Annotated in this window: 12 protein-coding genes; 6 read left to right on the plus strand and 6 right to left on the minus strand. The window is 71.5% G+C overall.

The genetic code is table 11. From position 1 onward, the window contains the following. Position 1: 1 nt before the first annotated feature. Both G472_RS0106895 and G472_RS31705 read right to left on the minus strand, forming a co-directional pair. Positions 2–1288: an ABC transporter substrate-binding protein gene (locus tag G472_RS0106895; RefSeq protein WP_035691439.1), complete on the minus strand. Its 1287-nt coding sequence runs from the start codon at positions 1286–1288 to the stop codon at positions 2–4. A 26-nt stretch (positions 1289–1314) separates the two neighbouring features. Beyond that, a complete protein-coding gene (locus G472_RS31705; RefSeq protein ID WP_035691521.1) occupies positions 1315–2361 on the minus strand; it encodes an ABC transporter ATP-binding protein in 1047 nt (348 codons plus the stop codon). A gap of 205 nt (positions 2362–2566) precedes the next feature. Here G472_RS31705 and G472_RS31710 point away from each other — a divergent pair, with 205 nt between their 5' ends. Next, positions 2567–4249 carry an NTP transferase domain-containing protein gene (locus G472_RS31710; RefSeq protein WP_035691441.1) on the plus strand — a complete coding sequence of 561 codons (1683 nt, stop codon included), beginning with the start codon at positions 2567–2569 and terminating at the stop codon, positions 4247–4249. Here G472_RS31710 and G472_RS0106910 read toward each other — a convergent pair. From G472_RS0106910 to kynB, 4 genes are all read right to left on the minus strand, one after another. Then, positions 4227–5057, minus strand: coding sequence for a hypothetical protein (locus G472_RS0106910; RefSeq protein WP_156927027.1), 831 nt, complete (start codon positions 5055–5057; stop codon positions 4227–4229). The two genes, G472_RS31710 and G472_RS0106910, sit on opposite strands and share 23 nt — an antisense overlap. A 99-nt stretch (positions 5058–5156) precedes the next feature. Then, positions 5157–6008, minus strand: coding sequence for a tryptophan 2,3-dioxygenase (kynA, locus tag G472_RS0106915; RefSeq protein ID WP_029007791.1), 852 nt, complete (start codon positions 6006–6008; stop codon positions 5157–5159). 21 nt (positions 6009–6029) lie between these two features. Next, positions 6030–7262 carry a kynureninase gene (gene kynU, locus G472_RS0106920; protein WP_029007792.1) on the minus strand — a complete coding sequence of 411 codons (1233 nt, stop codon included), beginning with the start codon at positions 7260–7262 and terminating at the stop codon, positions 6030–6032. 8 nt (positions 7263–7270) lie between these two features. Further along, positions 7271–7909, minus strand: a complete 639-nt coding sequence (gene kynB, locus G472_RS0106925) for an arylformamidase (RefSeq protein WP_029007793.1) — start codon at positions 7907–7909, stop codon at positions 7271–7273. A 290-nt stretch (positions 7910–8199) separates the two neighbouring features. Here kynB and G472_RS0106930 point away from each other — a divergent pair, with 290 nt between their 5' ends. From G472_RS0106930 to G472_RS0106950, 5 genes are all read left to right on the plus strand, one after another. Next, entirely contained in the window at positions 8200–8676 is a 477-nt protein-coding gene (locus G472_RS0106930; protein ID WP_029007794.1) for a 4Fe-4S dicluster domain-containing protein, read from the plus strand. 13 nt (positions 8677–8689) lie between these two features. Continuing rightward, positions 8690–10537 carry an aldehyde ferredoxin oxidoreductase family protein gene (locus tag G472_RS0106935; RefSeq protein WP_029007795.1) on the plus strand — a complete coding sequence of 616 codons (1848 nt, stop codon included), beginning with the start codon at positions 8690–8692 and terminating at the stop codon, positions 10535–10537. A 141-nt stretch (positions 10538–10678) separates the two neighbouring features. Continuing rightward, complete coding sequence (locus G472_RS0106940; protein ID WP_029007796.1) at positions 10679–11980, plus strand: NAD(P)/FAD-dependent oxidoreductase; 1302 nt, start codon at positions 10679–10681, stop codon at positions 11978–11980. Further along, positions 11977–12237 (plus strand): sulfur carrier protein ThiS, encoded by a 261-nt coding sequence (thiS, locus tag G472_RS0106945; RefSeq protein ID WP_211100152.1) that lies wholly within the window; start codon positions 11977–11979, stop codon positions 12235–12237. Before G472_RS0106940 ends, thiS begins: the two co-directional genes overlap by 4 nt. Next, entirely contained in the window at positions 12237–12518 is a 282-nt protein-coding gene (locus tag G472_RS0106950) for a hypothetical protein (protein WP_051340520.1), read from the plus strand. The genes thiS and G472_RS0106950 overlap by 1 nt, the downstream gene beginning before the upstream one ends. Positions 12519–12531: the final 13 nt, after the last annotated feature.

Raw genomic sequence — 12531 nt, forward strand, 5'->3', positions numbered from 1 at the left:
GTTACCGGTAGGCCTTCAGGATGCGGTCCGCCTCCTTCTGGGCGTCCTCCATGGCCTGCGCGGGGGTCTTGGCGCCGGTCAGCGCGGCCTGCAGGCCGTCGTTGAGGGCCTTGGTCACGCGCTGGTTCTCATGGGTGGACAGCTCCGCCCAGGCGTGGGGAAGCTGGTCGCGGGCCACGGCGGCGGGCGGGAAGTCGGCGACGTACGCCTTCATGGCCGGCGTCTCCCAGGCGTCCGGGCGCACGGCGACATAGCCGGTGTCGATGCCCCACCGGGCGGCACGTTCCGGCGTGGTCATCCACTGCACCAGCTTGAAGGCGGCGTCGCGCTGCTCCGGCGTGGCCGACTTGAAGATGTAGAAGTTGCCGCCGCCGGTCGGGCTGCCGCGCCGCTTTTTCTCCGGCAGCATGGCGACGCCGAAGGGGAACGGGGCGTTCTTGCGCACGTTGGTCAGGTTGCCGGTGGTGGTCCACACCATGGCCGCCTTGCCCTCGAAGAAGTCCTTGGGCGTGGTGCCCCACTCCACGATGCCCGGCGGATGCACCTTGTGGGTGTTGGCCAGGTCGACCCAGTATTGCAGCGCCTCGACCACCGCCGGGTCGTTGTAATAGGTCTCGGTGCCCGCCTCGTTCATCAGGCGCACGTCGTTCTGGGTGGTCAGCGCCTGGAACAGCCAGTAAGGGAAGCCGGACGAGGGGATCTGCACGCCCCACTGCGTTACGTTGCCGTTGCCGTCACGCCTGGTGAGCCTGGTGGCCATCGCCAGCAGCTCGTCCCAGGTCTGCGGCGCCGCCTCGGGATCCAGGCCGGCCTCGCGGAACGCGTCCTTGTTCCAGTAGGCGACGATGGTGGAGCGCTGGAAGGGAATGCCCCAGGTCTTGCCACCGGTGCGGCTGTTCTCCATGAACGCGGGATAGAAGGCGTCCAGGAACGCCTTGTCGGCGTCGGTCTTCACCAGATCGTCGAAGGGAACGACCGCGTCCTCGTCGATCAGCGTGTACATGTCGGTGGACAGGATCACCGCCACCTGCGGCGCATCTCCGCCCTTGAGGGCCGTCAGCACCTTGGTGATGGTGTCCTGGTAGCTGCCGGAGTACACCGGCTCGACGTCGATGCCGGGGTTTTCCTTCTCGAACTCGGCGACGTAGCCGTCGATGATCTTGGTGATCGGGCCGCCCACCGCGACCGGATAGTAGAAGCTGATCTTCGTCGCGGCGTCGGCCGCGCCGGCCGACAGCGCCAGCGCGGCGGTCAGCGCCGCCGTCATCCAACCCTTGCGCACGGTCATTCTTTGCTCCTCTCGGTTCTTATGCGCTACTGCGCCGCGGCGCGGCGCAGGTCATCCTCGTCCGGACGCCGCAGGCCGGTGGCGGCGTCGAAGGCGTGCACGGCGTCGGGGGCCCAGGACAGGCGCACCGATGCCCCCGGGGCCAACGGGGCGTGGCCCGGCGTGCGCACGGCCAGCGTCTGCGCCTCCGCCCCCTCGCCGACGCGGCACAGCACCACCGTGTCGGCACCGTGGTAGTCGGTGTCGGCCACCGTCGCCGCCAGGCCGGGGCCGGACGGGGCGAGGGTCATCGCCTCCGGCCGCACACCCAGGCGCACGCCGGGGAACTGCGGCAGATCGAACACGTTCATGGGCGGCGTGCCGATGAAGCGCGCCGCGAAGACCGAGGCCGGGCGGGCGTACAGCGCGTCCGGCGTGCCGGCCTGTTCCACGCGGCCGCCGTTCATCAGCACGACTTGGTCGGCCATGCTCATGGCCTCGGTCTGGTCATGGGTGACGTACACCATGGTGATGCCGAGGCGGAGCTGGAGCGCCCGGATCTCCCGCCTCATCTCGTGGCGGAGCTGCGCGTCCAGGTTGGACAGCGGCTCGTCCATCAGGCACACCGGCGCGTCGGCGACGATGGCGCGGCCCAGCGCCACCCGCTGCTGCTGCCCGCCCGAAAGCTGCGCCGGCCGCCGCTCCAGCAGCGCGCCCAGCCCCAGCAGGTCGGCCGCCCGGGCCAGCCGCTTGCGCTGCTCGACCACGGGAACCCGGCGCACCTGAAGGCCGAACAGGATGTTGTCGGCGACGCTGAGGTGGGGGAACAGGGCGTAGGACTGGAACACCATGGCGATGCGCCGGCGTGCCGGCGGCAGCGCCGACACGTCCGCACCGCCGATCAGCACCCGCCCGGAGGTGAGGGAGTCGAGCCCCGCGACCAGGCGCAGCGTCGTCGACTTGCCGCAGCCCGACGGTCCCAGCAGCACCAGCATCTGCCCGGCCTGCGCCGTCAGGCTGACCCCGTCGACGGCGGTCGCGGTTCCCCAGCGCTTGGTGACCCGGTCAAGCTCGACGGAACAGGGAACGGACATGGCGGTGCGGAACCCGGAAACGGTGGCGGCGGTGCGGGCACGCACAATGCTGTATGCGAATGACGTTCGAATGGCGGTTCCGTTGCGGTTCGATGTCAATCGCCGGAACCGGCGGCGGCGGCGCCTTGACAGCCTGCCGCCGTGCTCCTTCTTCAAGGGGGGCCGGCGGGCGCGCGCCGGAATGTGCCGGGGAGAGGGATCAGCGATGGAGTTCGGACCGGTTCCGGTCGCCGCGGCGCAGGGTGCCATCCTCGCCCATTCCGTGCGCAAGGGCTGCCTGATCTTCAGGAAAGGGCGCCGCCTGAGCGCGGCCGACACGGCCGCCCTGGAGGCCGCCGGCTTCGCCGAGGTGGTCGTCGCCCGCCCCGGCCCCGACGACGTGGAGGAGGAGGATGCCGCCGCCCGCGTCGCCGCCGCGCTGGCCGGACCCCACCTGTCCGTGGCCGCGCCCTTCACCGGCCGCGTCAACCTGTTCGCCGCCGCCGCCGGGCTGGCGGTGGTGGGGGCCGAGCCCATCCACCGCCTGAACCGCACCCACGAGGCGGTGACCGTCGCCACCCTGGCCCCCTTCACCCCGGTGGAACCCGGCCGGATGGTCGCCACGGTCAAGATCATCCCCTTCGCCGCACCGCGCGACGCGGTGGAGCGGGTGCTGGCCGGGCTGACGGAGGTGGCGGGCGGCCCGCCGCTGCGCGTGGCGCCCTACCGCCCGCTGCGCGCCGGGCTCCTTCAGACCCGCTTCTGGGGCGTCAAGGACGCGATGCTCGACAAGACCGTGGCCGTCACCCGCGACCGGCTGGCTGCGCTGGGTGGGACGCTGGCGGCGGAGACGCGGTGCGAGCACGCCGTGGCGGCGGTGGCCGACGCCCTGGTCGGGCTGGCGGCGGACGCGCCCGACCTGCTGCTGATCGCCGGGGCCTCGGCCATCACCGACCGGCGCGACGTGCTGCCGGCAGCGGTGGAGGCGGCGGGCGGCCAAGTGGAGCATTTCGGTATGCCCGTCGACCCCGGCAACCTGCTGCTGCTGGCGCGCCTGGGCGGCGTGCCCGTTCTGGGGCTGCCGGGCTGCGCCCGCTCGCCCCGGCTCAACGGCTTCGACTGGGTGCTCCGGCGCCTGGCCGCGGGCATCCCCGTGGGGCGCGAGGACGTCATGGACATGGGCGTCGGCGGCCTGCTGGCGGAGATCCCGACCCGTCCCCTGCCCCGCGCCGGCCATCCCCCGGCGGACGCGGCGGACGGCGGCGACGCGCAGGCACCCCGGGCGTCCCGCATCGCCGCCCTGGTGCTGGCGGCCGGCCGGTCCACCCGCATGGGCGGCCCCAACAAGCTGCTGGCGGAGTTGGACGGCAAACCCCTGGTCGCCCACACCGTGGACGCCGCCCTGGCGTCGCGCGCCCATCCCGTGGTGGTGGTCACCGGCCACGACCGCGCGGCGGTGGACGCGGCGCTGACCGGCCGGCCGGTCACCACCGTGCACAACCCCGACCACGCCGCCGGGCTCAGCACGTCCCTGCGCGCCGGGCTGGCGGCCCTGCCGGACGATGCGGACGGAGTGCTGGTGTGCCTGGGCGACATGCCCGTGGTGACGCCGGCGATCCTCGACCGGCTGATCGCCGCCTTCGCCCCGGTGGAGGGCCGCGGGATCTGTGTGCCCACGGTGGCCGGCAAGCGCGGCAACCCGGTGCTGTGGAGCCGCGATCACTTCGCCGACATGGCCGCCATCACCGGCGACACCGGGGCGCGCCACCTGATCGGCGCCAACGCCGATCAGCTCTGCGAGGTGGAGGTGGGCGACGACGCCGTGCTGCGCGACGTGGACACGCCCGACGCCCTGGCGGCGCTGCGGGGAGACGCCCCGGCGCCGCCTACCGCTCCGGTTCGGGGGTGATGCCGGCGTCCTTCATGGCGTGGACGAGGTCGAGCATGACCGTGCTGATGGTCGGGAAGTCAAGGGCGAGCGCCGTGCGGTCCGCGTCGTAGCGGATCACCGTCGCCGCCTGCCGCCCGGGTTCCCGCCCCGGCAGCTCGTCACAGCGGATGTCGAGGCGGACGCGGTCGCCGGCGGACAGCTCCAGCTCGCCGCGGTAGCCTTCGATCAGCAGGCCGCGGGTCGACCAGTTGACGGTCGCATAGCGCCGCCCGCCCATCTCAACCGTCACCACCGGATCGGCGTAGCGGATGGCGCGGCGGCGCTCGGGAACACCGTCGGGCGGCTTGGCGCCGACGTCGTGCTGCGCCAGCTTGCGGGCGTTCGCGGCCTTGGTGCGGGCGTCGACGCCGTCGGCGGTGGTCATCAGGGCGGCCTGGACGCGCCGCTCGACACCATGGCGGAACTCCTCGGTGGCACCGAAGCGGACGGCCTTGGCGAAATGCTGCTTGGCCCTGGCCAGGATCTCGTTGCGGCCCTTCTCGTCGCCGGCATGGCCGCGGCGCTCGGCCATAGTCACCAGGGCATCGACGCTGCGGGCAAAGGCGTCGCGCTGGATTCCCTTCAGGATCTCGCGGAATTCCGCCGCACGCTGGGAGGGAAACTCCCGCGCCTTCAGCAGTTCGCCCGCCGACAGGGCCCCCTGCTCCACCACCTCGGGATCGCCGGACTCGGCCATCCGCCGGAGCCGGGACACCTCCTGCTCCGCCTTGCGCAGCATGGCATCCTCAAGCTTCCGGCGCGTCTCCGCATCCATCACTGCAGGCATGGCGGCCTCCGCACGCTGCCCCACCGAATCATCGTATCAAGGCACAATTAACGAATCTTGAACCTTGTACTAAAGAACCATGCCGCCACCGCACATTGCTCACAGGGAGGTGCGGACGTCCCACAGCTCCGGGAACAGGCGGACGTCCAGCATGCGGCGCAGGTAGGCCACCCCCGGCGTGCCGCCGGTGCCGCGCTTGAAGCCGATGACCCGCTCCACCGTGGTGACGTGGCGGAACCGCCACTGGCGCACGGCGTCCTCCAGATCCACCAGCTTCTCCGCCAGCTCGTAGAGGCTCCAGTGCCGCTCCGGGTCGCGGTAGACGGCCAGCCAGGCGTCGCGCACCCCGTCGGCCGCGACGTAGGGCTGCGACCAGTCGCGCTCCAGCCGGTCGGCCGGCACGGGCAGGCCGCGGCGGGCCAGGGCGCGCACCGCCTCGTCGTACAGGCTGGGGCTGCGCAGGGCCGCCTCCAGCGCCGTCGTCAGGTCGCGGCGGTGGCGGTGGGGGGCGATCATGGCCTCCTGCTTGTTGCCCAGCAGGAACTCGATGGTGCGGTACTGGTAGGACTGGAACCCCGACGACCGCCCGAGGTGGTCGCGGAACGCCGTGTACTCGCTGGGCGTCAGGGTGGACAGCACGTCCCACGCCTGGATCAGTTGCGCCATCACCCGCGCCACCCGGGCCAGCATCTTGAAGGCCGGCCCCGGATCGTCGGCGGCGATGTGGGCGCGCGCCGCCATCAGTTCATGGATGACCAGCTTCATCCACAGCTCGGTCGTCTGATGCTGGACGATAAACAGCAGCTCGTCGTGGCAGGGCGAGCGCGGGTGCTGCGCCGCCAGCAGCGTGTCCAGGCCGAGATAGTCGCCATAACTCATGGCGTCGGAGAAGTCGGTGTGCGCCCCGTGTTCGGCGCCGCCGCGGTCCCCGGTCGTCGGACCTCCGCTCATGGCATGCTCCCTCCCCTCCCGTCAGGTCACCGCCGCGCGCCGGCGGAACTCCGGCCGGTCCCAGGCGCCGGTGGCCAGCACGTCGCGCAGGGCTTCCACCGCGTCCCACACGTCGACATGGCGCACGTACAGGGGGGCGAAGCCGAAGCGCAGGATGTCCGGGGCGCGGACGTCGCCGACGACGCCGCGGGCGATCAGCGCCTGCATCACCGCATACGCCTCGGGGTGGCGCAACGATACCTGGCTGCCGCATGCCTCGGGATCCGACGGCCCGTACGTCAGCAGGCCGAGGCCGGCGCAGCGCTCCGCCACCAGGCGGCGGAACAGCCCGGTCAGCGACAGGCTCTTGCGGCGCAGCCGGGTCATGTCCACAGCCAGCAGTTCCTCCACCCCGGCCTCCAGGGCCGCCATGGACAGCACCGGCGGCGTGCCGCACAGGACGCGGCGGATGTCCGGGGCCGGCCGGTATGCCTGTTCGAAGGCGAAGGGCGCCGCGTGCCCCAGCCACCCCGTCAGCGGCTGGCGAAAGGCGCCGATCAGCCGTTCGGCCACGTACAGGAAGGACGGCGCGCCGGGACCGCCGTTCAGGTACTTGTAGCCGCACCCGACCGCCAGGTCGGCGCCGGCGCCGTCCAGGTCGACGGGCACCGCCCCGGCGCTGTGCGCCAGGTCCCACAGCATCAGCGCCCCGGCGTCGTGCGCCGCCCGGGTCACCGCCGCCAGGTCCAGCATGTGGCCGCTGCGGTAGTCCACATGGGTCAGCAACACCACCGCTACAGCGCCGTCCACGGCCGCGGCCGCCTCCTCCCGCTCCACCAGACGCAGGGTGACACCGCCGCCCAGCAGCGCCTCCAGCCCCTGCGCCACGTAGAGGTCGGTGGGAAAGCCCGTGCGCTCCGACAGGATCACCCGCCGGTCCGGCCGCAGGGCCAGCGCCGCCGCCAGCGCCTTGAAGGTGTTGATCGAGGTGGAATCCGCCACCGCGACCTGGCCGGGGGCGGCGCCGATCAGCCGGCCGATGGCGTCGCCGACCCGTGTCGGCAGGTCGATCCAGCCGGCATCGTTCCAGCTCCGGATCAGGCCGTTCCCCCACTCCTCGCGCAGGCAGCGCTCCACCCGCGCCGCGGCGGCGCGGGGCAGCGGCCCCAGCGAGTTGCCGTCCAGATAGATCAGCCCCTCGGGCAGCAGGAACCGCTCGCGCGCCGGCGCCAGCGGGTCGGTCGTGTCGAGGATGGCGCAGGCGACGCGGCTCATCTGGCCCCTCACGACGCCAGCTCCCGCAGGACGGCGCGCACCGGGGCGGCGTCCAGGCCGGCGAGGTTCAGCGGCAGGGCGATCAGTTCGTAATCGCCGGGCTCCACACCGTCCAGCACCAGCCCCTCCAGGATCGCCATGCCATGGGCCCGCACCCGGCGGTGCGCGTCGAGCGTCTTGGACTCCTGCGGATCGAGCGACGGGGTGTCGACACCCACCAGCCGCACGCCGTGCGCCGCCAGCCGGTCCACCGTGGCGGGATGAAGGGCGGCGAAGCCGGGGTCCCAGACGTCGCGCGGGGCGGCGGCGTAGGTGCGCAGCAGCACCCGCGGCGGCACGCCGTCGAGCCGCCCGTCCAGGACCTCGGGCGGCACCAGGGGGCCGCGGCCCACCGCGTCCACCACCCGGCAGGGGCCGAGATAGCGGTCCAGGTCGAGGCCGCCGACGGGCACGCCGTCGGCGTCGTAATGCAGGGGCGCGTCGGCGTGGGCGCCGCTGTGGGTGGACAGCGTCACCCGTGCCACGTTGACCGGGCAGCCCGGTCCCATGACCATGGTCCGCTCCTCTTCAAAGGGCGTATCCCCCGGCCACACCGGCAGGCCCGGCCGCAGCGGCGGCCCGATGTCCCAGAGGCGTCGCTGCGCCATTCCTTCTCCCCGTGCGGTTCTTTCGGCTCCGTCGCCCTGCCCCTAACCCTGCTACGTCCGCGCCGTCCGGGAAAGACGCTCCTTCGGGGGAGGCGGGCGCCGCCGGCCATCTGCGCCTAAAGTAGTGATCGACAGGGCCCTGCCAGCCCTTGCCGCCCGCCCCGTGGCGCGTATAGGCTTTCCGCATAATGAAAAAGGGCACTCGCCCGCCGCCGTGCCGTGCGCACGCCCCGGCGGGAAGGGTCGGCCCGCAAGGTTCCGGATTCCACACCGTCGGAGGAGTGCCCAGAATGCAGCGCTCGCTCAACATCGACCCCGGCAAGTGCACCGGGTGTCGTCAGTGCGAAATGGCCTGCTCGTACGAAAACGAAAAGGTTTTCAACCCGTCGAAGTCGCGCATCCGCGTGTTCACCTTCGACGCGGAGGCCCGGTTCGTCCCCTACACCTGCACCCAGTGCGCCGAAGCCTGGTGCATGCGCGCCTGCCCGGTCGATGCCATCCGGATCAACCTCGGCACCGGCGCCAAGGAGATCCACAACGACGTCTGCGTCGGCTGCAAGGTCTGTACGATCGCCTGTCCGTTCGGCACGGTGAACTACAACGCCGACACCGGCAAGGTCATGAAGTGCGACCTCTGCGAGGGTGATCCCGCCTGTGCCAAGGCATGCCCCACCGCCGCCATCACCTATGTCGACGCCAACTGGACCGGCCTCGACAAGATGCGGATGTGGGCGGCGAAGACCGATTCGGCGATGACCGCGAACTGAGGAGGGTTGCACGATGGGATGGGCCGGTAAGATCCTGCGCGTCAACCTGACCGCGGGCACCGTCAAGTCCGAGCCGCTGAACATGGAGTGGGCCCAGAGGTACCTGGGTTCGCGCGGCCTCGGCACCAAGTATCTGATGGAAGAGATCGACCCCCGCGTCGATCCGCTGTCGCCCGACAACAAGCTGCTGTTCGCCACCGGGCCGCTGACCGGCACCATGGCGTCCACGGGCGGGCGCTACACGGTCATCACCAAGGGCGCGCTGACCGGCGCCATCGCCTGCTCCAACTCCGGCGGCTTCTTCGGCAACGAGCTGAAGAACGCGGGCTGGGACATGATCATCGTCGAAGGCCGGGCCGCCTCCCCCGTCTATCTCCACGTGGAAAACCAGACGGCGCGGCTGCTGCCGGCCGACGACCTCTGGGGCACCTCGGTGTGGCACACCGAAGAGGCGATCAAGGCCAAGCATCACGATCCGCAGATCCGCATCGCGTCCATCGGCGTGGCCGGCGAGAAGGGCGTGAAGTACGCCTGCGTCGTCAACGACCTGCACCGCGCTGCCGGGCGTTCGGGCGTGGGCACCGTGATGGGGTCGAAGAACCTGAAGGCCATCGCGGTGCGCGGTACGCTGGGCGTGCGGATCAAGGACTTCGACGCGTTCTTCCGGGCGACCGAGGCGGCCAAGGCGGTGCTGGCCGGCAACGCCGTGACCGGCCAGGGCCTGCCGGCCTACGGCACCCAGGTGCTGATGAACGTCATCAACGAGTCCGGTGCGATGCCCACGCGCAACCACCGCGACATCCAGTTCGAAGGCGCCCACAAGATCTCGGCCGAGGCGATGGCCGAGAAGCGGCCGACCGACGGCAAGGCGAACCTGGCGCGCAACGGCGCCTGCTTCGGCTGCACCATCGCCTGCGGCCGCATCTCGCAGATCGACCGCACCCACTTCTCGGTCAAGGACAAGCCGCAGTACTGGGGCGCCTCGGGCGGCCTGGAGTACGAGGCGGCGTGGGCGCTGGGCTCCAACACCGGGGTCGACGATCTGGAGGCGCTGACCTACGCCAACTTCATCTGCAACGAACAGGGCATGGACCCCATCTCCTTCGGCGCCACCGTGTCGGCGGCCATGGAGCTGTTCGAGATCGGGGCGATCACCACCCGTGAAACCGGCGGCATCGAACTGCGGTTCGGCAGCGCCGAGGCGCTGGTGAAACTGGCGGAGCTGACCGGCAAGGGCGAGGGCTTCGGGGCCGAGATCGGCCTGGGCTCCCGGCTGCTGACGGCGAAGTACGGCCACCCCGACCTGCACATGGGCGTCAAGGGGCAGGAGTTCCCGGCCTACGACTCCCGCGGCATCCAGGGCATGGGTCTGACCTACGCCACCTCCAACCGCGGCGCCTGCCATCTGCGCAGCTACACCGTGGCGTCGGAGATCCTGGGCATCCCCGAGAAGACCGACCCCCTGGCCACCGACGGCAAGGCCGGGCTCGTCAAGGCGTTCCAGGACGCCACGGCGGCCTTCGACAGCGCGGGCATCTGCATCTTCACCTCCTTCGCCTGGACGCTGCAGGACGTGGCGCCGCAGGTGGACGCCGCCTGCGAGGGCGACTGGACGGTGGAGAAGATGCTGGAGGTGGGCGAGCGCATCTGGAACCTGGAGCGGCAGTTCAACCTCGCCGCCGGCCTGACGGCGAAGGACGACACGCTGCCCAAGCGCCTGCTGAAGGAGGCGGCGAAGACCGGTCCGGCGACGGGCCGCGTCAACGACCTGGGCAAGATGCTGCCGGAGTACTACGCCCTGCGCGGCTGGTCGCCGGACGGCGTCCCGTCCAACGAGACGCTGGCCCGCCTGGCGCTCTGAGGCGGCACACGGAGGCGGCGTCGCGGCGGGCCCCCACCCAACCCTCCCCCATCGCCGATGGGGGGGCCGGAAGGGGGCCCGGCGCGACACCCCCGCCTCCGCCGCCGCTCACCCTCCGCACGGAACCCACGGGGGCACCCCATGCATTACGTCGTTCTCGGAGCGGGGCCGGCCGGCGTCGTCGCCGCCGAAACCCTGCGCACGGCCGATCGGGCCGGAACCATCACCCTCGTCGGCGGCGAGCCGGAGCCACCTTATTCCCGCATGGCGATCCCCTATTTCCTGACCGGCAAGATCCCGGCCGAGGGCACGCACCTGCGCAAGGCGCCGGGATATTACGACACGCTGGGCATCGGCTTCCGCCAGGGCACGGCCGAAGGGCTGGACACCGACGCCAAGCGCATCGCTTTCGCCGACGGGTCGCATCTCCATTACGACCGCCTGCTGATCGCCACCGGCGCCCGCCCCGTGCGCCCGCCCATCGCCGGGCTGGAGCGCAAAGCCGTGCACCATTGCTGGACGCTGGAGGACGCCCGCAACATCGTGACCCTGGCCGAGCCGGGCAGCCACGTGGTGCTGATGGGCGCCGGCTTCATCGGCTGCATCGTCCTGGAGGCGCTGGCCATGCGCGGCGTCAACCTGACGGTGGTCGAGATGGGCGACCGCATGGTGCCGCGCATGATGAACCCCACCGCCGGCACCATGATCCGAAAGTGGTGCGAGACCAAGGGGGTGCGCGTGCTCACCTCCACCCGGATCAAGAGCCTGCAATCGGTGGCCGCCGAGAAGAGCCGCGGCATCTTCGGCTTCCTGCGCCGCAAGGAGGCGCCCCGCGACAGCGACACCATCGACGTGGAACTGGACACCGGCGAGATGCTGGCCGCCCATCTGGTGGTGGTGTGCGCCGGCGTGAAGCCCAACACCGATTTCCTGGAGGGCAGCGGCATCCGGACCGACGGCGGCATCCTGGTGGATCGCTACATGCGCACCAGCGCCAACGACGTCTACGCCGCCGGCGACGTGGCGCGCGGCTACGACTTCTCCACCAAGGGCCACGACGTGCACGCCATCCAGCCGACCGCGTCGGAGCACGGCCGCATCGCCGCGCTCAACATGGCCGGCCACAACGTGCAGTACAATGGCAGCTTGCAGATGAACGTCCTCGACACGCTCGGCCTCATCTCCAGCTCCTTCGGCCTGTGGGACGGGGTGGAGGGGGGCGAGGCGGTCGAAGTGGTGGACCACGATGCCTATCGCTATCTCTGCCTGCAATTCAAAGACGACGTCCTGGTCGGCGGCACCGCCATCGGCATGACCCAGCACATCGGTTGCCTGCGCGGCCTGATCCAGGCGGGCACCCGTCTCGGCCCCTGGAAGGAGCGCCTGCGCCGGGACCCCATGCGCATCATGGATGCCTACGTCGCCCATTCGCAGATGGCGTGACGGCCGTGCAGATCACCGTGAAGCTCTACGCCACACTGGCCGGCCACCTGCCGGCCGGGGCGAAGCACAACCAGGCGCCGCTGGAGGTGCCCGACGACGCCACGCCCGCGTCGGTCATCGCGCGGCTCAACCTGCCGCTCGCCAAGTGCCACCTGGTGCTGGTCAACGGCGTCTACGTGCAGCCCAGCCGATTCGACAGCCACCCGCTGAAGCCCGGCGATGCCATCGCCATGTGGCCGCCCGTCGCCGGGGGATGATGGCGCCCGCCACCGTGGTGAAGGAGATGTGCCTGACGCGGGCCGACTTCCTGCGCCTGCTGCCGGGCGCCGCCGGCGCCCTGCCGGTGAGCGTCGACGGCGACCGCGAGCGCCCGGCCGCCGGTCTGGAGATCACGCTGACTCCCCTGCCCGACCGCCGCATCGCCCTGCTCCGCCTGCCGGTGCTGCGCGTCGCCATCACCGTCCACGGCCTGGACGAGCCGGCGCGCCGCGCCGCGCTGGAGCGCTTCGACACCGCGTTCCGGCGGGGCGGCGGGTAGAAACCGCCCCCGC

Source organism: Azospirillum halopraeferens DSM 3675 (assembly GCF_000429625.1).
GTDB classification, from domain to species: Bacteria; Pseudomonadota; Alphaproteobacteria; order Azospirillales; family Azospirillaceae; genus Azospirillum; species Azospirillum halopraeferens.